Annotated in this window: 24 protein-coding genes; 2 read left to right on the forward strand and 22 right to left on the reverse strand. The window is 49.6% G+C overall.

Features of this window, described 5'->3' with window-relative positions; translation table 11 throughout:
• Positions 1-39: 39 nt before the first annotated feature.
• The 14 genes from AC50Y3_RS17920 to ilvB form a co-directional block, all read right to left on the reverse strand.
• On the reverse strand, positions 40-1,575 hold the full coding sequence (locus tag AC50Y3_RS17920; RefSeq protein ID WP_494820098.1) for a leucyl aminopeptidase: 1,536 nt from the start codon (positions 1,573-1,575) through the stop codon (positions 40-42).
• Positions 1,576-1,758: 183 nt separating this feature from the next.
• A complete protein-coding gene (locus AC50Y3_RS17925) occupies positions 1,759-3,132 on the reverse strand; it encodes an ATP-binding protein (protein ID WP_494820099.1) in 1,374 nt (457 codons plus the stop codon).
• A gap of 4 nt (positions 3,133-3,136) precedes the next feature.
• Complete coding sequence (locus AC50Y3_RS17930) at positions 3,137-3,535, reverse strand: ATP-binding protein (RefSeq protein WP_494820100.1); 399 nt, start codon at positions 3,533-3,535, stop codon at positions 3,137-3,139.
• A gap of 181 nt (positions 3,536-3,716) precedes the next feature.
• On the reverse strand, positions 3,717-5,315 hold the full coding sequence (locus AC50Y3_RS17935; protein WP_494820101.1) for an anti-sigma factor domain-containing protein: 1,599 nt from the start codon (positions 5,313-5,315) through the stop codon (positions 3,717-3,719).
• Complete coding sequence (gene sigI / locus AC50Y3_RS17940; protein WP_494820102.1) at positions 5,312-6,133, reverse strand: RNA polymerase sigma factor SigI; 822 nt, start codon at positions 6,131-6,133, stop codon at positions 5,312-5,314. Before sigI ends, AC50Y3_RS17935 begins: the two co-directional genes overlap by 4 nt.
• 108 nt (positions 6,134-6,241) lie before the next feature.
• Positions 6,242-6,667: a hypothetical protein gene (locus AC50Y3_RS17945; protein WP_091212707.1), complete on the reverse strand. Its 426-nt coding sequence runs from the start codon at positions 6,665-6,667 to the stop codon at positions 6,242-6,244.
• Positions 6,668-6,834: 167 nt separating this feature from the next.
• Positions 6,835-7,383: a peroxiredoxin gene (locus tag AC50Y3_RS17950; RefSeq protein ID WP_494820103.1), complete on the reverse strand. Its 549-nt coding sequence runs from the start codon at positions 7,381-7,383 to the stop codon at positions 6,835-6,837.
• 209 nt (positions 7,384-7,592) lie between these two features.
• Complete coding sequence (leuB, locus tag AC50Y3_RS17955) at positions 7,593-8,672, reverse strand: 3-isopropylmalate dehydrogenase (protein ID WP_494820104.1); 1,080 nt, start codon at positions 8,670-8,672, stop codon at positions 7,593-7,595.
• A 568-nt stretch (positions 8,673-9,240) separates the two neighbouring features.
• Positions 9,241-9,900, reverse strand: a complete 660-nt coding sequence (locus AC50Y3_RS17960) for a response regulator (RefSeq protein WP_494820105.1) — start codon at positions 9,898-9,900, stop codon at positions 9,241-9,243.
• Positions 9,897-11,261, reverse strand: coding sequence for a sensor histidine kinase (locus tag AC50Y3_RS17965; RefSeq protein ID WP_494820106.1), 1,365 nt, complete (start codon positions 11,259-11,261; stop codon positions 9,897-9,899). Before AC50Y3_RS17965 ends, AC50Y3_RS17960 begins: the two co-directional genes overlap by 4 nt.
• A gap of 295 nt (positions 11,262-11,556) precedes the next feature.
• Positions 11,557-13,101 (reverse strand): 2-isopropylmalate synthase, encoded by a 1,545-nt coding sequence (locus AC50Y3_RS17970; protein ID WP_494820107.1) that lies wholly within the window; start codon positions 13,099-13,101, stop codon positions 11,557-11,559.
• Between the two features lie 188 nt (positions 13,102-13,289).
• Positions 13,290-14,282, reverse strand: coding sequence for a ketol-acid reductoisomerase (ilvC, locus tag AC50Y3_RS17975; RefSeq protein ID WP_091212692.1), 993 nt, complete (start codon positions 14,280-14,282; stop codon positions 13,290-13,292).
• Between the two features lie 184 nt (positions 14,283-14,466).
• Positions 14,467-14,955, reverse strand: a complete 489-nt coding sequence (ilvN, locus tag AC50Y3_RS17980; protein WP_494820108.1) for an acetolactate synthase small subunit — start codon at positions 14,953-14,955, stop codon at positions 14,467-14,469.
• Positions 14,952-16,697, reverse strand: a complete 1,746-nt coding sequence (gene ilvB / locus AC50Y3_RS17985) for a biosynthetic-type acetolactate synthase large subunit (protein ID WP_494820109.1) — start codon at positions 16,695-16,697, stop codon at positions 14,952-14,954. Before ilvB ends, ilvN begins: the two co-directional genes overlap by 4 nt.
• 564 nt (positions 16,698-17,261) lie before the next feature.
• Between ilvB and AC50Y3_RS17990 the strand changes: the two genes are divergently transcribed.
• Complete coding sequence (locus tag AC50Y3_RS17990) at positions 17,262-17,711, forward strand: GNAT family N-acetyltransferase (protein ID WP_494820110.1); 450 nt, start codon at positions 17,262-17,264, stop codon at positions 17,709-17,711.
• A 26-nt stretch (positions 17,712-17,737) separates the two neighbouring features.
• Here AC50Y3_RS17990 and AC50Y3_RS17995 read toward each other — a convergent pair whose 3' ends face one another.
• The 6 genes from AC50Y3_RS17995 to AC50Y3_RS18020 all read right to left on the reverse strand — a co-directional run bounded on the left by AC50Y3_RS17995 (position 17,738) and on the right by AC50Y3_RS18020 (position 22,538).
• A complete protein-coding gene (locus AC50Y3_RS17995; RefSeq protein ID WP_494820111.1) occupies positions 17,738-18,142 on the reverse strand; it encodes a hypothetical protein in 405 nt (134 codons plus the stop codon).
• A 221-nt stretch (positions 18,143-18,363) separates the two neighbouring features.
• The gene (rplT, locus tag AC50Y3_RS18000) at positions 18,364-18,723 is read right to left on the reverse strand and encodes a 50S ribosomal protein L20 (protein WP_090977446.1); all 360 of its coding nucleotides are present in this window, start codon (positions 18,721-18,723) and stop codon (positions 18,364-18,366) included.
• 47 nt (positions 18,724-18,770) lie between these two features.
• Complete coding sequence (gene rpmI, locus AC50Y3_RS18005) at positions 18,771-18,974, reverse strand: 50S ribosomal protein L35 (protein ID WP_090576365.1); 204 nt, start codon at positions 18,972-18,974, stop codon at positions 18,771-18,773.
• Positions 18,975-18,997: 23 nt separating this feature from the next.
• Positions 18,998-19,495: a translation initiation factor IF-3 gene (infC, locus tag AC50Y3_RS18010; protein ID WP_143111540.1), complete on the reverse strand. Its 498-nt coding sequence runs from the start codon at positions 19,493-19,495 to the stop codon at positions 18,998-19,000.
• A gap of 315 nt (positions 19,496-19,810) precedes the next feature.
• Positions 19,811-21,049: a glycosyltransferase family 2 protein gene (locus AC50Y3_RS18015; protein WP_494820112.1), complete on the reverse strand. Its 1,239-nt coding sequence runs from the start codon at positions 21,047-21,049 to the stop codon at positions 19,811-19,813.
• 310 nt (positions 21,050-21,359) lie between these two features.
• A complete protein-coding gene (locus AC50Y3_RS18020) occupies positions 21,360-22,538 on the reverse strand; it encodes a glycosyltransferase family 4 protein (RefSeq protein ID WP_494820113.1) in 1,179 nt (392 codons plus the stop codon).
• Positions 22,539-22,840: 302 nt separating this feature from the next.
• On the opposite strand from AC50Y3_RS18020, the gene AC50Y3_RS18025 reads away from it, so the two are divergent.
• Positions 22,841-23,398: a phosphatase PAP2 family protein gene (locus AC50Y3_RS18025; RefSeq protein ID WP_494820114.1), complete on the forward strand. Its 558-nt coding sequence runs from the start codon at positions 22,841-22,843 to the stop codon at positions 23,396-23,398.
• On the opposite strand, the gene trmB is transcribed toward AC50Y3_RS18025, so the two are convergent.
• Together trmB and AC50Y3_RS18035 are read right to left on the reverse strand one after the other, a co-directional pair.
• A complete protein-coding gene (trmB, locus tag AC50Y3_RS18030) occupies positions 23,317-24,102 on the reverse strand; it encodes a tRNA (guanosine(46)-N7)-methyltransferase TrmB (protein WP_494820115.1) in 786 nt (261 codons plus the stop codon). The two genes, AC50Y3_RS18025 and trmB, sit on opposite strands and share 82 nt — an antisense overlap.
• A gap of 237 nt (positions 24,103-24,339) precedes the next feature.
• Positions 24,340-24,525 (reverse strand): hypothetical protein, encoded by a 186-nt coding sequence (locus AC50Y3_RS18035; RefSeq protein WP_475781205.1) that lies wholly within the window; start codon positions 24,523-24,525, stop codon positions 24,340-24,342.
• Between the last annotated feature and the right edge of the window lie 277 nt (positions 24,526-24,802).

Raw genomic sequence — 24,802 nt, forward strand, 5'->3', positions numbered from 1 at the left:
CGTGATGTTACCCTCTAAATGGCCGCGCTATATATTATGTTAAACGAGCAGTTCGCCAAGTGTGCGCACCATAACACCTGTACCACCTTTAACTTCCCATGAACGATCCCGCTCCAGCCATGCTGTACCGCCGATATCCAAATGCACCCAAGGCTTCTCTTCTGCGAACGCGCCGATGAATAAACCGCCGATGCTTGCGCCTCCGTAACGCCCGCCGCCATTCTTCATATCCGCGGCATCGCTGTCCAGCTGCTTACGGAATTCAGGGAATGCAGGCATCGGCCAGATCCGTTCCCCCGCTCGCTTGGATGCGAGAATAACCTGCTGCTGCAGCGTCTCATCATTCGTGACGACGCCTGTCGCAATATCGCCAAGCGCCACCATAACCGCTCCGGTTAAGGTCGCAACGTCAATCAGCTTCGTCGCTCCGCGGCGGATGGCTGTCGTCAGTCCGTCAGCCAGAACGAGCCGACCCTCCGCATCCGTATTTACAATTTCAACTGTCGTACCGTTCATCATGGTCAGGACGTCGCCTGGCTTCATCGCTCGATCAGACGGCATATTCTCCGCAGTCGGAATGACGATGACCGCGTTAAGCTTAGGACGCAGCTCGCCAAGGACACGCACAAGTCCAAGTACGGCAGCAGCGCCGCCCATATCGGAAATCATCTCCTCCATGCCAAGGCCCTTCTTCAAGGATATCCCGCCTGTATCGAAGGTGATGCCTTTACCGATGATGCCCCATTTGTCCTCGTCACCCGGAGCGCCTTCATACTGAATGACAATCATCCGCGGCGGGTGAATACTGCCTTTGCCAACGCCAATAAGTCCGCCCATGCCGAGCTTCTCACAAGTCTGTTCATCCATGACTTCAACATCAAGGCTGTATGCCTGTGCCAGCGTCTTCGCTTCGTTCGCCAACACTTCCGGCGTCAGCGTGTTGCCTGGCAAGTTGATTAAATCCCGAGCAAACACAACGGATTCTGCGAATACAACACCGCGGCGGGTACCGTTCTCCCATTGCTCCGACGCTGCTGCTGCGAGCGGCTCCGGTAATGTCTGTGTTAAAGTAAACGCTACTTTATTCACGAGCGACTGCCTGCGGTTGTCGATTTTCTTCGCCGTCTTACGTGTGAATAAGCCGAGAATATAGCCTTCCGTCATCGCCTGCGCAGCCTGACACACCGTGAACACGGCTGTTCCAATGGCCAGCGCTTGAGGCAGCAGCTGTTGTACGCTCACTGCCTTTAACCGTTTGGCCGCTTTAGCCGCAGTCGCCGCTGCATCCCGCAATCCATCAACCGTTAGATGGTCTTGCGATGAGATCCCGACGAAGATTACATGGGATTCCGGCCGCAGCCCTAGCGTTGGCAGCACAAGCGTTTCGCGGAGATCGCCCTTGAAGAGCTCCTTCTCCACATGCTTCCGCAGCGCTTCATCCAGCTGTGGATGGATGCCCGCCACCGCCCCACCGGGCTGCTTTAATTCTTCTTTACTGATGAAGGATATGACGACATCGGCAGCATCAGCTGCACTGCGTACGTTCTTTGTCTCATATGTAAATGTGATATTCATCGTGTGTAAACAACTCCTGTCTTGTCACTCATAGGCTGCACAATGCTTATCAACACAAAAAAACCGGGTTTCCCCGATTTCCTGGTTCGTCCTTGTCATGCAGCTCTGATGTACAACAAGCATGATCAGCCTCTGCAAGACAACTTCTGCAATTGACACGGGTTATACCCCGATTCTAATCCTTTATTCCGCCAATGGCAAATAGATATTGAACTCCGTACCTTCACCGCTGCTGCTCGAAACACGGATCTTCCCGCCGTGGTTACGGACGATGCGGTAGCTGACCGAAAGGCCCAATCCCGTACCCGCCGCTTTCGTCGTGAAGAAGGGGTCGAACAGCTTGGATTTCGTCACGACATCCATACCTTTCCCATTATCGCGGATCGTAATTTCGGCATCTTTGCCGTCTCGCCTGGTAATAATGTCAATGCGACCGCTCCGCTCGCCGCCTAATTCGTCTATTGCGTCCATAGCGTTGCGAACGATGTTCAATATAACCTGCTTAACCTGTTTCACATCAATCGAAGTGGAGAGCTCTTCGTCGTAGGTTTCCAGATGAATTTGGCAGCCCTTCATGAGCGCCTCGCTGTCGGAGAGGAGAATGACTTCTTTCAGCAATGAATTAATAAGCACCTTCTGCTTCATCGGGGCAGATGGCTTCGAAGAGTTCAGAAACTCATAAATAATATCGTTTGCGCGATCAATTTCAGTCAAGATGATACGGGAATATTCTTCTTTCCCTAACTGGGTGAGGTGAGGCTTTAAGAGTTGGATAAAACCACGGATGGAAGTAAGAGGATTGCGAATTTCATGTGCGATGGCAGCTGCGATCTTCCCCAGCATTGCCAGTTTATCGTTCTGATAAGCCGATTGTTCAATCTGCTTATATTCGGTGACATCTTTAACACTGAATAAATAGTCGCCGTCCAGCTGGTCTCCATACGTCACGGTTACGAGCAGGAAACGTCCATTCACGTCTTGAAACTCCAGGTAGCGGCTTCTTCGCAGAAACATTTCTTTATAGAGCCTGAGAATAATGCGCTTCTTGCTCCTGCTAAGCTGGTTATGCCATAAAATATCCGTTAAATTGCAGCCGATTAGCGTCTTCCGAGGGATATCGAGCAGCTTGGCCATTTGAACATTGATAAAAGAAACAATGCCATCGCTATCCAGAATCGCAATGCCGCTGTCCATATGCTGCAGTACATTCTCATATTTATTCTTCACCATGCGGAAAGAACGGTGCGAGCTGAGCAGCATGTCCCGCATCTCGCTGAAACGCTGCTCCGGCGTTTGCTCCGGTTGGAGACGGAAGCGGAAAGCAACCATAAGCTCGATCAGAAAAATAAAAGATCGGCTGTACAGTTTGAGTGCTTCCTCGGAGTCAACGTTGGCCACGAGCATCTGCATCGATTCTTCATGAATCGCGATGATATCTTCCGGATGGATGCCATGAAGCAGCTTTCCGATTTCAGTCGCTTCAAAAAGCGATGCCTCGCTGCCGCTTCGAATATATTCAGCTAGCGCTGGGAAATATCGCTTTCGAATGGCTTGCATTGATTTACTCCTCTCCTGCTGCACAGTTCGGTGAATCCATGCGCAATGGAGAAATAATCCATTTACGGATTGTAATCATGGTTCCTCGCAACTGATCATGAGACTGCTCAATATCGTCTGCCAGTTTCTCTACCGACTGAAGATGGATTCGACTGGATCCGCGATAATGATCGAAAAGTCTGACTTCAATGCCGCTCGCAGGTTCCCCTTTGGAAGGACTGATTTGCCGAATGGTCATATGTCCCTTCTCCGAGAAAGAAATGAGCTGAAGTGCCAGCTCGGAAATCGTATAGGCAATTAACGTCTGATCAACCAGACTGAAACCGATCGCCTTCGCGATGTCTCTTCCTCTTTGTCGTGCCTTAATCGCATCAGCCTTTTCTCGAATATGGAGCATTTCCACGTTATTTCTCGCCTCCGCACATCAAAAAATTGCTTTCTTTATGCAGGTTCCGAGCCCGAGATCGCTTACAATAATCATAGTAATTACGTCCATTTTCTGTCAACAGGAGATACTGTCGAATCCTACCGAATAAACGTAGTACGAAAGGCGCAGTCGATGTCTGCGCCTTCAGTAACCTATGCTAATTGTGTTTCCCTTGTCCGCGTCCGTTCTTCCCCTCGTTGTTCCCCTCGCCGCTGCTGCTATCGTTTTTCTTCCCCGTGTCTTTGTTACTATCATTACTATTATCTTTACTGTTGTTCTTACCCGAGCCGCTGCTATTGCGATCGTCCTGTTTGTTATCATCCTTAGAAACGCCATTATGACGACCACTGGAAGTGTTTTTCACTTCGCCCTGGCCGCCTTTATGGTCGTTGCTGCGATCATCGTTCTTGCGATCGTCAACGTTTGGCTTATTTTCACTTTTTCCGTTGTCATCACGACTGTTGTCGCCGGGTTTGTCATCCTTAGAAATGACATTCCCCTTCTGAGGCGGTTTCTGAGCAGGCCCCCCGATCGTGATGCCTCCGCCAGAGGAATGATCCCAGCGATTCCAGCCGTTGCTGATGACCTTATTGTTATCCTTATTGTTGTTGCCTTTGAAATTGCCTTTATAATTCCCCTTGTTATCACCCTTAGTGTTGCCCTTACCGCTTCCTTTATTGTTCCCTTTGTTGTCGTCCTTCTTGTTGCCGGCGTTAAAGCCTTTGCCGGAGCCGCTGCTTGCAGAATCCTTCTTATCGTTCGATCCCGATTTGTTATCGGAGCCCGAATGATTGCCGCGGTGTTCCTCGCTGCTCTCCCGCTTCTCTTGCTCTTTCTTCAGCAGCTCTCTTAACTTCTCTCTCTGCTGTTCCTTCTGCTGCTCCCAAGCTTGCTTCGATGGAGCCGTTGTCGGTTGATCCGGTTTTTTGGCCGTATCCCCTTGTTCTTGACCGCTCTTCGCTGTAGACGCCGCCTGCTTGTTATCTTCATTGATAACGGCCTTCACGCCGCCCCACGGTTTCGCCGTCTTGTGAATCGATTGCGTTTTGAGCTCTTCAATCGACACCTTATGGCCCTGCTGCTTCGCCATGAGGTAAAATGCCAGCTTGCCTGCAGACAGACCTTCCTGCTTCGCCTCTTCTCGAATCTCTTTAGGCGCTGAAAGTGTCGTCACTTCAACCTTCAACTTGCGTCCTTTATCCGTCTTCGAAAGCGATTTGCGCACTGCAGCATCCATATGTGTCGTAACCGTATTCTCGTATTCTGACACTTTCGGATTCGCTACCAGCACACTTGTAATAATGACGTCGCCTTCTCCGCTGTTCAGATAAGGGCCGGCACTAATGCGATCCATAATGGCTTCCGTGACTTGCTCGAGCGTCAGCCCTTTATACGCCATACCTTCCGTTACATCTACGCCGTCATCGTTGATCGCACGCAGCTCTTCAACATGCTCATCCTCTGTGATACCAAGCTCGATACTTGGATTCACATCCATGGTCAGGTAAGCGACAACCTGCGGTCCCTGATTCATGTGGTTTAGCAGAAACGGAACAAAGAGGAGAAGCAGAATCGCTGCCGCGCCTGCACTAAAGCTGTACAGTTTTCGTGGCTGGGCGAATCTTCGCTGCTCGGTGAAACTAAACTCTTCGCCAACCTGAGGCTTCCGGCCTGTCGGTACTTTGCGGAATTGGCCATCCGGCATTAGAAGGATTACGTACTTGGGGCCTGTTTCCATCACAATTCCACGACTCATGCTCTCACTCCTTTCACCTGGGGTTGTTCCTGCTGTGGTGGTTCTTGGGGCTGTATATATTCCTGCAGATAAGGATAATCGCCATTATGTAGCAGTGCTATGGCTATTATGTATTTACGATTTCGCTCAATCGTTTTACGGGATACGCCTGCCATCTCGCATAACTCTTTAATGGGCAGCTTCTGCTTCGTCTCCATAATTTCGTAGAGCTCCGGAGCATTAGCCAGCAGCTTGCTGATCGAGATAAGGAGAATCCTTGAATCGGAATGCTTCGGCGATAGATCCGGCAGTTCGCTAAACGAAATTCCAAACTGCTTCAGCCGGCTGTCATACTCACCGATTTCAAGCCGCCTAGCCTCCATATCCTGCGAAACGGAGTAACGCTGCAAGGCTTCCTTCATCTCTATCGGATTGACGGTCATTTCTTCGTCGTCATCCTGATCAAAGGCGCTGTACGGAACAGTGCCGGAATGCCTTTGTTCTTTTCGCACATAGTCAATAAGCCTACGCCGAATGACCGTTTCGGCAAAGCCGAGAAACGATTTTCCTGCTTGACTTGAGAATTGTTCTACCGCTTCGTCGAAAGCAGCCAGCGCTATGCTGAACTCATCCGAACGAGTAGGATCAATATATCTTTTGCAGAATCGACTTGTCACCTTCGCGATATACGGCTTATACGACGCGATAAAATCATTGCGCGAAGCTTCGCCGCTGCGAATCATCTCCACCATTTCTTCCGGAGTGATTTTGGTATCTAGGGTGACAGCGGACGTATCAGGCTTACCGCCAAAAATCCGTTTGAACAGAACAAGTAACAACCGCTCCACCTCACATTTACATTTTTCGTGATATCCCTTTAGCTTGAGGGGGTCGAACACATTGGTATATAAAAGAAAAAGCCTCCTTCGTCAGGAGGCGTTTCGTAATTAACAATATCCTTCGGAGGTTCGTCGCTGCAGTAGCTTATTACGCCGCTGGTTTAACACGCCGAGCCGCTTTTTCAATTCCGCTTCCCAAGCCTCATCTGCGATTTGCTTCGCAAAGCTTAAGAGATCAAGTGCCATATCAATTTGGTTCGTCACGACATCCATTGGATCTTCGTTCTCATTGTTCACACAGTTCTCGAACAGTTCTTTCTCTTCTTGCTCTACATATTCAATAAAGTCGACTTCCGATGCGCCGTCGCCATGTGCATACTCAGCAAGAATCTCATATTCATTCTCAATCATGTGATGAATTTCAACGCGATGACATACTGGACAGAAAAGAATAGGAACATTATGAATATGCGTGCGAAAATGCTTCAGCGTGCCATTCGTGCCGATCATGCTTGCTCCACAGCAAAAGCTCATGTCAGTCTCCTCCTTAGCCTCCATTACCCTTCATCAAAACATCTGAAACTTTGTATAACTTATTCGCGCCTCTCTGGCAAAATTCCTGCTTTCCTGCGTTTCCAGAGTATAGAAAAACCCGGGGCCTCTTAGAGGACCCGGGTTGATCGTATACAAGATGTCGATTCTTATTTCGCAACCAGGTGAGCATCGCCTGGTTTCCAGTTGATTGGGCACAGACCGCCGGATTGCAGAGCTTGCAATACGCGGAAAGTTTCTTCAACGCTGCGGCCAACGTTGTTGTGGTTAACAACTTGGTATTGGATTTCGCCTTCTGGATTGATGATGAACAAACCGCGAAGCGCGATACCTTCTTCTTCGATCAAGACGCCGTAGTCACGAGCAACGTTCTTCGTGATGTCAGCAGCAAGCGGGAAGTTCAGTTGGCCAAGACCGTTGTCATTAACCGGTGTGTTGATCCAAGCGCGGTGGGAGTGTTTGCTGTCCACGGATACGCCAAGGATTTCTGCGCCGACTTTGCTGAATTGACCAGCAGCTTCGGAAAGTGCTGTAATTTCAGTTGGGCATACGAATGTGAAATCTAGAGGATAGAAGAAAAGGACCAGCCATTTGCCTTTGTAATCGGAAAGTGCTGCTGTGCTGAAATCTTGACCATTACCTGTTACTGTCTCCATCGAGAAATCCGGAGCAAGACGACCTACCAAACGTTCTGCCATTGTTGTTACCTCCTAAGATTGTGCGATGCGTTCGGAAATGAATCAGGCTTGTACCTAAAATCGCTTCCGAAGCTTACGCTTCATAATTTTGCGCTAGCAGCGCTATCGTGTGCTGCAATAGAACTCATTGTTGACTACGTTTAGAATAATACCAACACTTTATAACAAAGTCAATATTGAAATTATTACTTTTTTATAATTATTCTAAATTACTTCTTCAATGCTGCGATAATTAGATCGCCCATTTCAACGGTGCCGATCGCTTTGCTCTTATCGACAGCGATGTCACCTGTACGGTGGCCAGCGTCAAGCACGGATTTAACCGCATCTTCGATGCATTGTGCTGCTTCCGCGTAACCGAAGGTCAAACGGTACATCAGCGCAACCGAAAGGATTGTAGCGATCGGGTTCGAGATCCCTTGACCGGCAATGTCAGGCGCGGAGCCATGTACCGGCTCATACAAGCCGAAGCTGCCTTCGCCAAGCGAAGCGGAGGAAAGCATACCGATGGAACCGGTCAGCATAGCTGCCTCGTCACTGATGATATCGCCGAACATGTTCTCCGTTACGATAACGTCGAAGCTCGAAGGACGGCGAAGCAATTGCATGGCGCAGTTGTCGACCAGTACGTGCTCAAGCTCAACATCCGGGTACTCAGGAGCGATCCGGTTTACTACTTCGCGCCACAGACGGGAAGTTTCCAGTACGTTTGCTTTATCGACAGACGCCAGCTTCTTACGGCGAGTTTGGGCAATTTCGAAGCCTTGGCGAGCAATACGCTCAACTTCTTGAACGTTGTAAACGCAAGTATCTACTGCTTCTTCACCGTGCGCACCTTCGCGGCGGAATTTCTCACCGAAGTAGATGCCGCCTGTCAGCTCGCGCACAACGATCAGGTCTGTGCCTTCAAGCACTTCCGGCTTCAATGTAGAAGCTTCCATCAAGCAGTCAAATACGTTAGCTGGGCGAATGTTCGAGAACAAGCCAAGCGCTTTACGAATACCGAGCAAGCCGGTTTCCGGGCGAAGCTCTTTCGGATTGTTATCCCATTTCGGTCCGCCAACTGCTCCAAGGAGAACAGCATCGGCATTCTTACAAATGTCGAGCGTTTCTTGCGGAAGCGGAGTCCCTTTCTCGTCGATCGCGATCCCGCCGAACAAACCATGCTCAAACTCGAATTGGAAGCCGAACAGCTCCTCTGTTTTCTTCATTACTTTAATCGCTTCGCCAACAACCTCCGGCCCAATTCCGTCACCGGCGATAACTGCAATCTTTTTCACGTCTGCCATGTCTGATTGACTCTCCTTTTATTCGGGACTTGAGAAGAAACCCTTGTCACCGCCTAGTGCGGCGCAGTAAGTCTCTTCTATTGCCATCCTTTGATTATGATTCTCAGTCTACTCCTAGTTGTACCATAAGAAGCCGACAATGACAAAGATATGAAAGCTATGACTTTTATAGGCTGAGTGTATAAGCCTCGATTTATGTACATTCAAACCTATCCGCGTAGCTGAATGCTGCTGCATGTCCAGTCCTAATCGTTCACGCAAACCAATTAGCTTCCGAATGCTGCATGTCCAACCCCAATCGTTCACGCAACGCAAACCAATCAGCTTGGCCGAATGTGCTGCGAGAAAGTTGCATCTCGAGAAATCTAACGAACCACTGGGGCCTTATTTGCGAGGATATAACCTCTCGTAAATTCTAACGAACCACTGAGGCCTTATTTAGCCGAAAAAGGCTCTTGGAAGCGCTGATTGGCCCGAATAAGACCTGTACGGTTCGTTACAATTTATATTGGATCAAAATGGGGCAAATAAGGCCTCCTGGGTTCGTTAGCGTATCGGGGAGGCAACTTTAAAATAAGTCATTGTCCTTCGCTCGCTGAGCCGCTTCTTTGCTGCTCTTGCCGCCGAGCTTGCGCAGGATGTTATTCACATGGTTCTTGACCGTGCGCAGCGAAAGAAATGATTTCTCTGCGATCTGCGTCTGACTGTAGCCTTCGTGAATCATCGACAGCAGCTGAACCTCCGATGGCGTCAGCATCCGTTTGAACTTATCCGTTTCATATTCACGCTCGAGCTTCTTGAGCCGCCTGAACTCTTCGAGCATCAGTCTGGCCGCAGAGCCGTCTATCGCCGATCGATCCTCTGCTGCTTTGCGCACAGCACTTGGAATCGAAGTAAAGTCCGACTTCACCAAATAATTGACCGCACCGGCACGGAATGCCTCCACGACAAAAGCGCGATCCTCCATCGAGGTAAGCATAATCACGCGCGCATTGGAAGCGACCGACAGCTCCGCTGCCAGCCGTAATCCCTCCGGACTGTCTGCCAGCATAATATCAAGCAGAATGACATCCGGATTCCGTTCAGCCACAACGGTGAGTGCCGCATCCGCATGATCAGCTTCGCCGACGACTTCCATATCCGGCTCACCATTCAAATAGGCGATCAGTCCTCTGCGCCAGTCCGGATCGTCCTCGACCAGCACGATCGAAATTGCTTTCTCGCTCATCTCTGTGCTCCTTTCACCCGTTTGACCGCTTTAAAATGAAACCGGACCACCGTGCCGACACCCGCCTCGCTGCTGATACGCAGTTCCCCGCCTTGGCGGCTCATCAGTTGGGCACAGTAAGCCAGTCCCAGACCGAAATTCATCGCTTTGCCGCTCTTCGTCGTGAAGAACGGCTCAATGACTTTCCGCAGATGCGATCGCTCGATACCTGCGCCCGTATCGCTGATCTCGATCGTGCTGCCGCGTTTGCCGCCGATCACGGCAACGGCTAAGTTCCCGCCGCCGGGCATCGCATCGAGCGCATTTTGCAGCACATTATGTATCGCTTCCGACGTTTGCTCCGCATCGGCAATAGCCAGCGCTTGTTCGTCGTAGTGCACAGTTACGGCTATACCGCGGCTGCTTGTTTGCTCCTCAAGCATCGCCAGCTGGCCGCGTACCAGCTCCTTCAGGCGAACCTCCTGCAGCTGCAGACGCAGTTCCTGCGTCCGTTCATGCACGCTGCGAATCATCGCTTCAATATGTGCGGCCGCTGCGCTGATGACGCTCAGATCGCTGCGCAGCTCCTCATTCGCGCCTGCTTCGCGGTTCATTTTATCGGTAAACAGTTTGATTTTCCCGATATCGTTCTTGATCGCATGGTTCAGCATAGCTGTACCGCTCGTAATCGCCCGCAGCGAGTAATTCAATTGCCTGCGCTCAATGAGCAGCTGAACACCAAGGAACCCGAAATTAAACAGAGCAAAGATGAAGATGACGAAAGCAATGCTGATCGGCCATACGTTATATCGCCAGAGTCTATATAGGCCAAACAATGGCATAATGAAATTCATCGTCAGCGCGATGAGTACAGCCGGCAGCACCGCGATTAAGAGCACCGCATGAGCGCGGCGCTCCGCCGGATGCACATGCGACTTGATCAGCACCAGTATCGCGCCAAAGATGAAATACGGGATCGCCCAGATGGCGAGTATATTGTAATGCACGGGATACGACTCCGCTATTGGCAGCGCGAGCATCCCGAGCGGCAGGATAGCCGCTGCTGCCGGCAATCTGCGAGAAAGCATCGCCGGTACTCGTTCCGAATTATAGGCTGCCCCAAAGCACAGAAATCCGAAAGGCAATCCGTAGTAGCTTGTCCACGAGCACGTGCGCTGGATGATCCGCAGCACATGCTCGCCTGATACATCGATATCTTGATTGGCCAGCATGGCGGTAATCCAGCCTTCGAGCACGGATGCCAGCGCTCCCATTCCTCCGCAGAAGGCGACTAGGCTGAGCCAGCGGCCGGCAGCATTCCTCCGATTCGCCGTCACAAGCAGCACTGAAGTAATCCATAGCACAATCCACACGAACAGCATCGATTAACGTTCCCCCAATCGGCACAGCGCTCACATCTCAGGCTTCGGACCTGAGGCAACGACGATTGTCGATTTTTCTATATTATAGCATGGCTGCAGCTGATTGGTTTGCGTATCCAACCGGATACGCAACATTCAGCTAATCGGATTGGTTTGCGTATCCAATCGGATACGCAGCATTCAGCTAATCGGATTGGTTTGCGTATACATTCGAGGTTGGTTAACCCCACTAACCACAAAAAAACGCCCTGACAGGCCGATAATCGGCCGCCAGAGCGTCATTCACTTTAACAAACTAGATCAAGCTCATTTTGTCGCGTCTGCCCGGGGACTTCCGCTTCTCTACGAGACGGTTCAATGCGTCGATGTAAGCACGCGCGCTCGCTTCCAAAATATCCGTGCTGAGGCCGCGGCCTTGAGCGGATACTTCATCTTGCTTCAGCACAACATGCACCTCGCCAAGCGCATCTTTACCATGCGAAACGGATTTGATGGAGTAGTCCTCCAGCTCCACCGTTTCCGCCGTCAGCGCATCAATTGCGTTGTAAATCGCATCTACGGAGCCATTGCCTTCTGCGGATTGCTCTTTCACTTCGCCTTCTGCAGTGCGAACGCGGATCGTAGCATTAGGTACGGATTTGTTGCTATAGCTGACTTCGATCGTCTCAAGCGAATACACCTCAGGCGTATCGGTGAGCTTCTCTTCCAGCATCGCGCGAATATCTTCGTCCATGACGTTCTTCTTCTTGTCCGCCAGGTCTTTGAATTTCGCGAAAGCTGTGTTTACCGCTTCGTCATCAAGCTCATAGCCAAGGTCAATCAGCTTCTCACGGAAAGCAGCGCGTCCGGAATGCTTGCCAAGCACGAGCTTGGAATCACGCAGGCCGATCGACTCCGGAGAGATGATTTCGTATGTCGTTTTCTCTTTCAGCATGCCATCCTGATGGATACCAGACTCATGCGCAAACGCGTTCGCGCCTACGATGGCCTTGTTGCCAGGGACAACCATGCCCGTGAGCTTGCTCACAAGACGGCTTGTTTTTGCAATTTCCTTCAAGTTGAGCGACGTTGTCGCACCGAAGTAATCCGCACGCGTAGCAAGCGCCATTGCAACCTCTTCGAGTGCCGTGTTACCGGCGCGTTCGCCGATTCCGTTGATTGTACCCTCGATTTGATCCGCACCGTTTAGAATCGCTGCCAGTGCATTAGCTGTCGCCATGCCAAGATCGTCATGACAGTGTGCGCTGAGCTGAATTTTCTCGATGCCCGGCACCTGCTCCTTGAGCGTCTTGAAGATATGACCATACTCGGACGGATTCATATAGCCAACCGTATCCGGAATATTGACAACCGTTGCGCCTGCACGAATCGCCATGTCCGTAACTTGACACAAGAAATCAAGCTCCGTACGGCCCGCATCCTCAGGCGAAAATTCGATTTTGCTAAAATATTGCTTCGCATAACGGATCGCACGTTCCGCTGTCTCCAGCACTTGATCCTTCTCCATACGCAGCTTGTGCTTACGATGAATTGGGCTGGTCGCAAGGAACAGATGGATACAAGGGTCTTGAGCGCCTTTCAGCGCTTCAACTACCGCATCAATGTCCTGCTCGCGAGAACGCGACAGGCCGATGACAGAGGCATTCTTGACGGCACGCGCAACGGCATTAACCGCTGCAAGATCGCCCGGAGACGCAGCCGGGAAGCCGGCTTCGATCCGATCGACACCGAGCTTCTCCAGTTGGTACGCAATCTCAACCTTTTCCTTCGTGTTGAGGTTAACGCCCGGAGATTGCTCGCCGTCACGAAGCGTCGTATCGAAAATATAGATTTTACGCATTAGTTACACCTCGGACTCAAGAATAATCCCGGATAGCGAAACGGCCCTGACGCCTCCAGAATGGAGACGCAGGGACCGGTCACTTTATCCGGGTATGCATATTTATACATTCAACCGCAGAATGCTCGCATTCGAAACGTCTGGAATGCTATCCAATCTGCATAACCGGTTACGCGGATAATGCCTTATTATTTCTTGATCCAGTGCATCAATTCACGAAGTTGACCGCCAACCACTTCGATTGGGTGTTGTGCTTCGTTTCGGCGAGTAGCCGTCATGAATGCATTGTTGGATTGGTTTTCCAAGATGAAGTCGCGAGCGAATTTACCTTGTTGGATATCTGTAAGAACAGCTTTCATAGCTTTCTTCGTCTCGTCAGTTACAATGCGAGGACCAGTTACATAGTCGCCGTATTCAGCTGTGTTGGAGATGGAATCACGCATAGTGGAAAGGCCGCCTTCATACATCAGGTCAACGATAAGCTTCAGCTCATGCAGACACTCGAAGTATGCCATTTCCGGAGCATAACCTGCTTCAACAAGCGTTTCGAAGCCCGCTTTAACAAGTGCAGTTGCGCCGCCGCAAAGTACCGCTTGCTCGCCGAACAGATCTGTTTCTGTTTCTTCGCGGAACGAAGTTTCGATAACGCCTGCACGAGTACAGCCGATACCTTTTGCGTATGCAAGACCGATTGCTTTTGCATTGCCGGTAGCATCTTGCTCGATTGCGATAAGACCAGGTACGCCAAAGCCTTCAACATAAGTACGGCGAACCATGTGGCCCGGGGACTTAGGAGCAACTAGCAATACATCTGTGTCTTTACGAGGTTTGATTTGGCCAAAGTGAACGTTGAAACCGTGGGAGAACATCAAAGCTGCGCCTTGTTTCAGGTTCGGCTCGATTTCTTCTTTGTAAACGCGAGCTTGCGTTTCGTCAGGCATCAAAATTTGAACAACATCAGCAAGTTTTACAGCTTCGCCAACGGACAATACTTCAAAGCCGTCGTTTTTAGCTTTCTCAGCAGATTTACCAGCGCGAAGGCCGATAATTACTTTCAGACCGCTGTCACGAAGATTTTGTGCTTGAGCATGACCTTGGGAACCGTAACCGATAACTGCGATTGTTTTGCCTTGCAGAACGCTTTGGTCTGCATCTTTCTCATAGTACAATGTAACTGCCATGTGAATGTTGCCTCCTTTAATTTAACCCTTTTGAGCGGGTGTTACAGAAGGGACTTCATCCGCAAATACTAGCACCAAACAATGCGTATTCCCTCACTCTAACCCCCGCTCAAAAGCGGTTTCGACCTGTTGGATTTGGTCTGATGATATACTTGCATGCTTCTTCTAGGTTACCTATGACTAGTTATCTAGCGTTTCCACGGATCATAGCCGTTACACCTGTACGAGACAGCTCGCGAATGCCATAAGGCTTAAGCAGCTCGATCATCGCATCGATTTTCTCCGTATCGCCTACTACTTGCACCATTAGCGACGTTGTGCCGATATCGACAACAGCGGCACGGAAGGTTTCTACTACGCCAAGAATTTCAGGGCGGGACGTTGGTTCCGCACTTACTTTAATAAGCGCAAGCTCGCGGCCAACCATTGGATTGGCGCTCAAGTCCACGACTTTAATAACGTCGATGAGCTTGTACAGCTGCTTGATGACTTGCTCAAGCATCTTGTCATCGCCGGTCGTGACGATGACCATCCGGGACAAGCCGGCTTCCTCGCTCGTCCCTACTGTGATGCTTTCAATGTTGAAGCCACGGCGTCCAAACAAACCGGAAACGCGCTGGAGGACACCTGGCTGATCGTTTACGAGAACTGCTACCGTATGTCTCTTCATCATTCGGAATCCCCCATTAGCATTTGGTCAATTGTGGAGCCTTGTGTAACCATCGGATACACATTCTCATGTTTGCGAACGACAAACTCCACTACTGCCGGTCCCGGATGATTCATGGCTTCTTGCCAAACCGCACGCGCATCTTCTTTATTAGAAGCGCGGAATCCGCGAACGCCGTAAGCATCAGCCAATTTCACAAAATCAGGGCTGCCGGAGAGATCGATATGGCTGTAACGGTTGTCATAAATCAGCTCTTGCCATTGACGAACCATGCCGAGCACCTGATTGTTAATGATAACCACTTTTACCGGAATGTTGTTGATGGCACAGATCGCAAGCTCTTGCGCGCACATCTGCATACCGCCGTCACCATTAATAGAGATAACAAGACGATCCGGATTCGCCATTTGAGCACCGATTGCAGATGGGAAACCAAAGCCCATCGTACCAAGACCACCGGAAGTTACCCACGAGCGCGGCTGATTGAATTTGTAGTACTGTGCGGCCCACATTTGGTGCTGGCCGACGTCAGTCGTTACAATCGCTTCACCCTTCGACTCTTCGTAAAGCATTTCGATAACCCATTGCGGCTTCAGCTCTTCATCGGAATCCGTGTAGCTGAAAGGAACTTCCTTGCAGGATTTAGCAAGCTGCTCACGCCATGCATCGGCTTTCTCCGCATATTTCACTTCTTTGTTAGCGATTTGAAGAACCGTCTTCACATCACCGACAATCGGAATGTCCGTCGGAACGTTCTTACCGATTTCCGCTGGGTCGATATCGATGTGAACGATCTTCGCTTTCGGCGCGAAGCCGGATAGTTTGCCCGTTACGCGGTCATCGAAGCGTGCACCGATATTGATCAGCAAATCCGCCGATTGAATCGCTGTATTGGCTGTGAACGTACCGTGCATACCCGGCATGCCGAGCCATAGCTCGTTACCGCTTGGGAATGCGCCTAGTCCAAGCAATGTCGTCGTAATTGGAATACCCGATTTCGTAATGAACTCAAGCAGTTCCTCATGTCCGCCGGAGTAAACAACGCCTCCGCCTGCCAATACGATCGGACGCTCAGCTTCCGTGATCGCTTTAATCATTTTCTCAACTTGCAGTTTATTCGGCGTAACCGTTGGGTTATAACCGCGGATGCTCACTTCCGTTACCGGCTCGAACAATGCAAGCTCGGCGGAAACATCCTTCGGAATATCGATCAATACGGGACCTTTACGGCCGGTATTGGCGATGTGGAACGCTTCATGAATGATACGAGGCAAATCAGCAGCCTTACGTACCAGATAGCTATGTTTCGTAATCGGCATCGTAATGCCGGTGATGTCAGCCTCTTGGAAAGCATCCGTACCGATAAGTGTTGTCGCTACGTTGCCGGTAATGACGACAAGCGGCACCGAGTCCATATACGCAGTTGCGATTCCTGTGACGAGATTCGTAGCTCCCGGTCCTGATGTTGCGATACATACGCCAACTTTTCCGCTAGCCCGCGCATAGCCGTCGGCCGCATGAATGGCGCCTTGCTCGTGACGGGTCAGCAGATGCTGAAAATCCGAAAATCCGTGCATGGCATCATAAATGTACAACACGGCTCCGCCTGGATAGCCGAACACGCACTCCACATCCTCCAGCACCAAGCTGCGAAGCAAAATTTCTGAGCCGGTGATAACCTCCGGTTTTCTCAGGTTTTCCTTAATTTCTTCTTTTGACCTTAACGTTGCATGTTGAGCGACCATTAAGTCGTCCTCCCTTCCTAGGTGAAACGAGTTAGATATTAGAAAAACAAAAAAACCTTTCGTTCCCAGACGTCTATTGCGTCTAGGGACGAAAGGTTTAGCTTCCGTGGTACCACCCAAATATGTTATACGCCTCACAGCGAATAACCTCATGAGGTAAGAACGAACCATCGTTCATTACCTTGGCACAATAACGTGTGCCTTACGATTTCCCCTAATACGATCAATCAAGATCTTTTCAGGGAAACAGCTCCGAGGTGAGCTCGTTGGAAAGGGGTATTGGCGTCGGTTTCAGCAGATCCGATCGCTCTCTGGAGCAAAAGAGCCCTTAACACTTCGTCCTCTTCATAGCCGTTTACTTATTAGCTTATCGTTTATTATATGCTCCACAATTTCATTCGTCAAGGACTTGCTACAGCATAATTATAAAAAGTTATGTATACGCCATTCTTAGGCGCGCCTCTCCGCTAGCAGCTACATAAGATGAAGAATCATGCGCCATAGTGAAAAGGCCGCTGCGCTGAACTTCTTCATCAACAGAATCCACGGAAAGCAGGATGCCCTATGATTCGAGCAAGGCGAGCACGCACGGATGACGAGGAGATCATCCGTTTAATCAAAACCGAGCTCATACCGCTTTCGTATACAGCTTCGCCGAAAGATGCGCAAACCATTCGCGAGCTGCCCAAACGTCTAAGCGATGGCGTATCTCTCGTTTATTCACGGTCAAAAAGAAGCATTCCGCTTGGCGTCATCCATTACTACACGCGGGGTGACGTACTCCTCTTCGACATGCTCGTCGTCCATCCGCAGCATCGCGGCAAACAAATCGGTACGCTTCTTATAGCTAAAGCGGAAGCAAACGCCAAAGAAAAAGGCTGCAGCTTCGCCAGATTGTTCGTTGACCATGGAAATCCAAAAGCCCAGCGGCTCTATTCGAGGCTGGGCTATCAGACCGTCCGCTTCATTCATCAGGTTCGCTGCTACGAGATGGTTAAATCATTAGTAACCTAGATTCGTTAGTTCGATAACGGTTGCGATTAGTAGTATGGGGTATTATTGTAACCGGCAATCGGCTGACAATCGCAGCCGCCGCCCGGGTAGCCGCCTGGACCGCCAAAGCCCGGTCCGCCGTAGCCTGGTCCGCCGTAGCCTGGACCACCAAAGCCCGGTCCACCGAAGCCCGGTCCGTAGCCTGGTCCGCCGAAGCCGCCGCCCCAGCCAAAGCCACCGCCGGCGAATAAACCGATCGCAAGCAGATCGAATAATACTAGTGCTATTATCGCTCTCGTTTGAACCTCTTTGCCGTTGCTAAGCGGCATGAGCTGCAATTGATTTTGATGGGCGCGAACGAGTTTACCAGTGACGACAGAACCGTCTTTGCGAACCGCATAGACCGTTTTGCCGACCATCTTCTGAACTTGTTCTTTCGTAACGCGTTGCATAAGGATTTCCCTCCTCAACATAGCTTACAATGCATGTGATTTGCCTCCGACGACAAATGCGCATAGAGGTCATTTATCTCGGAAGTATAAACGGCGTTGTCCTATACTCTATTCACTAGCATCGGAATGCGATTGTACCGCTGTCCATATAGAAAAAAACAAAAAAAGCGCCTTTCCGCTGAGCGGAAGGACGCTTTTATCATAAAACGGTAATCCGAAGACTACGCGTTTACTTTTTGTTTTGCAAGGTTTGCAAACGTGTTGAACGAGTTGATGTCGTTAACTGCAAGGTCAGCAAGCATTTTGCGGTTTACTTCGATGCCCGCAAGTTTCAAACCGTACATGAATTTGCTGTAGGACAGGCCGTTTTGACGAGCTGCAGCATTGATACGAACGATCCACAGTTTGCGGATGTCACGTTTGTGTTGACGACGGTCGCGGTATGCGTAAAGCAAGGATTTCATTACTTGCTCTTTTGCTGTTTTAAACAGGCGATGCTTTGAACCGAAATAACCTTTTGCTAGCTTCAAAATTCTTTTACGACGACGTGCGCGGACGAATCCGCCTTTAACTCTTGCCATGAGTAGAAACCTCCCGAGTAATAGTTATACGAATTAGATCGATCTAATTAACCTTTAATGTTTGCCAGGCCTTGTTGCAGACGTTTGAAATCGCCTTTAGCCAGGTTTGGTTGAGTGTTCAGAACACGCTTCTGACGGGACGATTTGCCGGAAAGAAGGTGGTTTTTGTAAGCTTTGTAACGAATTACTTTACCAGTACCCGTAATTTTGAAACGATCTTTCAAACTGCTGTGAGTTTTCATTTTAGGCATGTGGTGTTCCTCCTCAAAGAATGTTAGTTTGTCGGTTTCGGTGCCAAAATCATAATCATACTGCGGCCCTCAAGTTTAGGAACACGCTCCATGACGCACAGATCAGCAACCTCTGTTGCAAGCCGATCAAGAATCTTCTGACCGACCGAAGCATGTGTAATTTCACGCCCGCGGAAACGGACCGAACATTTCACTTTATCGCCTTCACCCAGAAACTTTACAACATTGCGGAATTTTGTTTGGTAATCGTTCTCGTCGATGTTAGCACGGAACCAAACTTCCTTCGTGTCTACAATCTTCTGATTCTTGCGAGCTTCTTTTTCTTTCTTTTGCTGCTCATAACGGAATTTGCCATAGTCCATAATCCGGCACACCGGCGGTTTCGCTGTCGGTGCAACGTTCACTAGGTCCAAGTTCAAATCGATTGCCAATTGCAGTGCCTCGCGGAAAAGCTTGATGCCTAGTTGTTCGCCTTCAGCACCGACTACACGCACTTCTCTGGCCCGAATTTCATCGTTGATTTGATGTTCCCTGCTAATAACCTGCCACCTCCAAAAAATTATGAATCACGCAAGCAAAAATCAAAAAATGCGGATCCGCTCGGGACCCGCATTCCAATAATCAAGATTGTTGGCTGTTCAAGCAGCTGTTAAGCTGAAGCCTGTTCCAATCATCGATCGCGAACCATTCGGCCATCGCCGAGTAGGTGAGAAGCGGGTGCCTCTACTTGTGCGTATACATGTGTGAATAATTCTGTAAGACATGTTACTGAAATACTATAGCATAGCCTATTCAGGAATGTCAAGCATCGATTAACGAAGCTGACCCGAAGCTCACTAGACCTGTTTGCTCTGCACTTCTTCCAAGCGAAGTACACGCGTATGCTGCGTATGGCTCCATTGCTTGTTGTTTTGGGTGAAGAATGCGTAGCATGTGATCGGCAGCCAAGAAAGTTGGAATATCACCATGGAGAACAGATGTGCATACATCTTCCCTGAGCGGATGCCTTCAAGCATCATAACGAGCGGGAACATGATTACTGTAGCAACAATCGCAACACCTGCTACCCAATACGGCAAGTAGTAGTAGATGGATGAAAAAGCATTCTTAGCCGGGATAATATTATCCATCCACAGCAGTGCCGTAACCAAGAAGCCGATAAATGTGTTGTACACCGAGATCGAGTACAGCGCCGCATCAAACTTTACGAAGCTGCGTTCTTTAATACTTGCCCATAGCAGCGGGAAGAAATAACTGCGAGCTACGGTAAAGTGACCTTGCATCCAGCGCAGACGCTGTCTGGAAGAAGCCTTGAAGCTAAGCGGCTTCTCGTCGTAAACTTTGGCATCGTAATTCAAGACCGGATGAATGCCGCGTTTCACGCAGCGCATCGAGAACTCCAAGTCTTCAACGAGACTTGTTGCACCCCAGCCCATTTCTTTCATGAGCGCGGTATCAAAGCACATGCCCGTGCCGCCAAGATAGTTGGCCATGTTCAAGTTTCTGCGGGACAGCTGCCACAACCGGTTGCAATACCAGTAGGTGATTGCATAAGAAGCCGTAACCCAGGAATCCGTTGGGTTCTTCGTATCCAAGTAGCCTTGGATAACTTTGTGGCCTTCGCATAGATCATTGTTCATATGAATCAAGAAGTCATTGCCGACCAAGTTATCTGCGTCGAACATCACGATGGCATCATACTGACGGGGCATTGCCCACAATTCCTTCAGCATCCATTCGATCGCATGGCCTTTGCCGCGCAGATGCGGGTTCTTACGTTCGCATGCTTGCACGCCATAGCTGCGGACGATTTCTGCCGTGTTGTCCGTGCAGTTGTCGCAAATGACGAAGATATCGTAAAGTTCCTTTGGATAATCCAGCTTTTTTAAGTTTTCGACAAGCGCTCCGACTACCTGTGCTTCATTGTGCGCAGCGACCAGCACGGCAAAGGATTTCTGCGGTGCATGCTTCACTTCCTTACGTTTCCTTACAATACCGAACAGGGAAATGCTGAATTGATAAACGCCGACAAACGCCAAAAAGATTTGAAACATAATAATGATTGTATTAACCATTATTTTTTACTACCCCCTTGAGACCCCATTTTTATATTCTCTCTAGTTTTGTTTGATCTCGCTGTCAGTCAATCGCGGAAGTTCTTTTTTTATATTCCGCAACCCTACTGATTTTCCACACAATTTGTCCTTTTGTCAAAAGTAGAAATCGTCGCTTAATCGCCAAGAAGTCGAAGAAAAGCGCTTGCATTGGGTGTTGACGGGACTGATACCTTGTTTTCGTCCGTTTCACCCTTATTTTCAGCCATTTACGATAAAAACATGTTTCTTTTTCAATAAACGAATTGAATTGGCAAAGGTTTCATGTTAATTAACCCCTAGTGTGACGATTTGTTGAACTCGGGACTTCGCTTTCCGCTTGCCGGAACCTCATTAGAAGCTCTTCGAATATGGCATCCCAGGATTGTCTGAGGCTATGTGCCAATCCCCTCGCCGTGAATCGTTTGCGAAGCTCAGGGTTACGATACATGCGTTCCAGCGCCGCACTGAAGGCGTTTACGTTGCCGGCCTCGCACCTCAAACCGCTCCACTCGTGGACAACCGTATCCACCACACCTCCCGTATCCGCACAGATGACAGGCGTACCGCAAGCCATGGCTTCCAATACGACATTGCCGAAAGTTTCGGTGGGTGACGGAAACAGCATGACATCCGCTGCCGCATACCATTGCTGAAGCGCCGGCATCGCCGTAAATCCAAGAAAGCAAGTCGAAATCCCCTCGCGGATAGCTTGCTGCTTCAAGGTATTCATGGATGGACCGTCGCCGGCTATAACGAATACGGCGTCTTTACACACCTCTCGTTGAAACTTTGCAAATGCGGCAATCGCGCAATCCACGTTCTTTTCAGGTGCAAGTCTGCCTACATAAAGCACGATGAAGCGGTCCTTCGGAATGTGATACTGCGCCAGCAGCGAGGCTCTATCCACGTTCGGATGAAAGCTCTTCGTATCCATTCCCCGCGTCCAAACGGCTAAACGCTGTTCATCCCACCCCCGTTCCTTCAGCTCAAGAAGCGTCGATGCGGAGGGTACGAAAATGAACCTGCATTCCTGATGAAACCATTCCATATACCTCCATAACATCTTAACCATCCAACGGGTATTGTAAAACGCCAAATAGCGGTCAAAATGTGTATGATAGGAAGCAACCAGCGGTATTCGGTGTTTATGCGCGTAACGAATGCCGCAAAGCCCAAGATTAAATGGAGTCGCTACATGAATGATTGTAGGTCGGAACGCTTGCAAAGTGCGATGAATATGAATCGGATTCGGCAGCGCAAGGCGGCATTCAGGATAGAGGAAAAATGGCATGCTGGCAAACCGTGTGACCATAGATTCAGGTTGTTTATGCGTGGCAGCAGCAGGTTGAGGAGCGAAAACAAGGCATGGAATTTCGCGGCGGCGCAGGTACTGCTCCCACCGCTCGAGCGTTCGTGCCACTCCGTTAACCTCAGGAGTGTAAGTATCCGTAAATAAAGCAAGACGCATCGGTCATCGCCTCCATCCGCTAGTACCGCCTATATGCGCGGCCAGCTTGTGGAGCCAGTTTACACGAGTTGTATTCCCAATGTATCAATGCCAAATGAAGAGTACGTGAAGATTGGTGGCAGGTAGCTTGTACGATCCAATGATTATATTGAAGCATTAAATTTACTTCATAATCGGTTATTTATTCGTTAATACGGCAGAAACAATTCCAACCTATACTTGATTTGCAGGCGGCAAGTGCTTGGTAGCTTGCAGCCGGTAAATAGGCGTGACATTTGCATACAACCAGGAGGAGGATTCACGTGGTCAATGTCGTGTTCTGGGCTTTAACACAGGAGCAGCGCTTATTATTATGGGCTAATCGCAGATCGGCACACAGAGCTGTCAACCGGTTATTAGGGGGATGGCTGGGGACGATTACCCATGCAGGCGGGGCAACGTTCACTTTACTGACTGCATTGCTATGCGGTCTGGCCGCACCCGGCATATGGGCAACCGCCGGATGGCAAGCTTTCGCCGCCACCATAATCAGTCATATTCCCGTTGCCATCATGAAGCGCAAATTCAGCAGACTCCGTCCCTATCAAGCATTGAGCAGTGTGCATGTATGCAAAAAGCCGCTGCGCGACTCTTCGTTTCCTTCGGGTCACACAACGGCTATATTCGCTTGGCTCTTGCCTTGGCTTGTGGCCGAAACCACAATGCTGCCGATCATTCTGCCGGCAGCGGTCATCCTCGGTGTATCCGTAGGCTGGTCAAGAATGTATCTCGGCCTTCATTATCCTTCCGATATTGCGGCAGGTGCCGTAATTGGCTCGTTCGTCTCGTTGTCTGTATCCGCAGCTTGGTCACTCTTCTGAGCAGCGGCCAGCTTGGCCTCTTTATGGGCCGCGATCGCCTTCTCGCCGATCACAACCTCGACGCGGTGAATATTGTTGCCCTTCTCGACGAACTTCGCTTCATATTCCGTCAGCACGAGATCATCGCGGAGCGTTTCTTTATGAAGATGAAGCGAGATATTACGCATGTGCAGTTCCATGTCTGCGAAGCTGTTGAGCGAGAATTCGAATAACAGCTGCGAGTCCGTCTTGAAATGAATCTCCCCGTATTCATTTAGAATCTCTGTATACTTCTTCACGAAGCGCGGGTGCGTCAGTCTTCTGCGCCCGTGCTTTGCTTTGGGCCATGGATCGCTGAAATTCAAGTGGATGCGCTGAATTTCCCCAGGCGCAAACATCTCTTCAATGCCTTCAATATTCGCACGCAGCAATGCGAGGTTCGGCGGTTGCGTTACGCCTTCCTTCTCCCATGCTAACCTCGCTTTATCACTTGCACGGCGAATCAACTCATCGTACATATCAACGCCGATGAAATTAATATGAGGGTTCCGAACGCTCATGTCGCTGATAAACCGGCCTTTCCCCATTCCGAGCTCCACATAGATCGGGTTATCGTTGCCGAAAAATTCACGCCAGCGTCCTTTATGTGGCGCAGCATCCAGCACCACAAGCTCTGGCTGTGCTTCCAAGCTCTCCAGTATTCCTTTTCTTCCTCTAAGACGCATAATAATTGATTCCTCCATTGTGAAATGCTGAATGCTGTACGAGCAACCGCTCGTCCAAACCAATCAGCGTTGCCAAATGCTGAACGAGCATTCAGCGCTACTAAACTTATTGTGCCCAAATCCGCATCACTTGTAAAGTCGCGGCCAGGCGGCCATACCCAGTTGCTGAGCATATAAAAAGCCGAGGGCGCAGTTAGCGCCTTCGGCTGAAGTTCATTCTGATGCGAATAGCCTTGTTTAGTTGAGCAATTGGTTCTGAGCGGTCTCTTGCGATTCCAAGATGTCATGCAGCTTCTTCCGAGCGGAAACCTCAACATTATGATTACCGTAAAAACGGATACCTGCGAGGGACATAAGCTCTTTTCTCGTTAATTCGACCGTAACTTTCTCGTCACCATGCGGAATTTTAACTTGTGAATCCATTCCTCATCACCTCAACTTGATTATTTTCAAGCACATTTCCAGAAAATCGACCTGCTATGACAAGTGGTTGGAAGAGGGTTAAAAGTAGTGTTTTTGCTGTTCTGTCGCACTTTTAATATAACACTTCATGTTAGGTTTAGCAAGCCCTTTTCTAATCTTTTTTACAGCATTGCGCCTATTTTGAAACCGCTTTTTTGCTTCTAATAAAGTGCGAAAAAGTCGCCGCTTACACCCTCAACGTAGCGTTTTGTCTCTTTTTTCGTTATGATTGGGGATA

This window comes from Paenibacillus sp. J22R98, from assembly GCF_059383835.1.

Bases quoted from the DNA above. Each gene is read 5' to 3' on its own strand.
- AC50Y3_RS17970 (WP_494820107.1), bottom strand. From the start codon at position 13,101: ATGCGTAAAATCTATATTTTCGATACGACGCTTCGTGACGGCGAGCAA.
- ilvN (WP_494820108.1), bottom strand. From the start codon at position 14,955: ATGATGAAGAGACATACGGTAGCAGTTCTCGTAAACGATCAGCCAGGT.
- AC50Y3_RS17935 (WP_494820101.1), bottom strand. From the start codon at position 5,315: ATGAGTCGTGGAATTGTGATGGAAACAGGCCCCAAGTACGTAATCCTT.
- AC50Y3_RS17945 (WP_091212707.1), bottom strand. From the start codon at position 6,667: ATGAGCTTTTGCTGTGGAGCAAGCATGATCGGCACGAATGGCACGCTG.
- ilvC (WP_091212692.1), bottom strand. From the start codon at position 14,282: ATGGCAGTTACATTGTACTATGAGAAAGATGCAGACCAAAGCGTTCTG.
- AC50Y3_RS18015 (WP_494820112.1), bottom strand. From the start codon at position 21,049: ATGGTTAATACAATCATTATTATGTTTCAAATCTTTTTGGCGTTTGTC.
- rpmI (WP_090576365.1), bottom strand. From the start codon at position 18,974: ATGCCTAAAATGAAAACTCACAGCAGTTTGAAAGATCGTTTCAAAATT.
- AC50Y3_RS17990 (WP_494820110.1), top strand. From the start codon at position 17,262: ATGATTCGAGCAAGGCGAGCACGCACGGATGACGAGGAGATCATCCGT.
- AC50Y3_RS17920 (WP_494820098.1), bottom strand. From the start codon at position 1,575: ATGAATATCACATTTACATATGAGACAAAGAACGTACGCAGTGCAGCT.
- trmB (WP_494820115.1), bottom strand. From the start codon at position 24,102: ATGCGTCTTAGAGGAAGAAAAGGAATACTGGAGAGCTTGGAAGCACAG.
- AC50Y3_RS18035 (WP_475781205.1), bottom strand. From the start codon at position 24,525: ATGGATTCACAAGTTAAAATTCCGCATGGTGACGAGAAAGTTACGGTC.
- AC50Y3_RS18020 (WP_494820113.1), bottom strand. From the start codon at position 22,538: ATGCGTCTTGCTTTATTTACGGATACTTACACTCCTGAGGTTAACGGA.
- leuB (WP_494820104.1), bottom strand. From the start codon at position 8,672: ATGGCAGACGTGAAAAAGATTGCAGTTATCGCCGGTGACGGAATTGGG.
- AC50Y3_RS17960 (WP_494820105.1), bottom strand. From the start codon at position 9,900: ATGAGCGAGAAAGCAATTTCGATCGTGCTGGTCGAGGACGATCCGGAC.
- AC50Y3_RS17925 (WP_494820099.1), bottom strand. From the start codon at position 3,132: ATGCAAGCCATTCGAAAGCGATATTTCCCAGCGCTAGCTGAATATATT.
- AC50Y3_RS17950 (WP_494820103.1), bottom strand. From the start codon at position 7,383: ATGGCAGAACGTTTGGTAGGTCGTCTTGCTCCGGATTTCTCGATGGAG.
- rplT (WP_090977446.1), bottom strand. From the start codon at position 18,723: ATGGCAAGAGTTAAAGGCGGATTCGTCCGCGCACGTCGTCGTAAAAGA.
- ilvB (WP_494820109.1), bottom strand. From the start codon at position 16,697: ATGGTCGCTCAACATGCAACGTTAAGGTCAAAAGAAGAAATTAAGGAA.
- AC50Y3_RS17995 (WP_494820111.1), bottom strand. From the start codon at position 18,142: ATGCAACGCGTTACGAAAGAACAAGTTCAGAAGATGGTCGGCAAAACG.
- AC50Y3_RS17965 (WP_494820106.1), bottom strand. From the start codon at position 11,261: ATGCTGTTCGTGTGGATTGTGCTATGGATTACTTCAGTGCTGCTTGTG.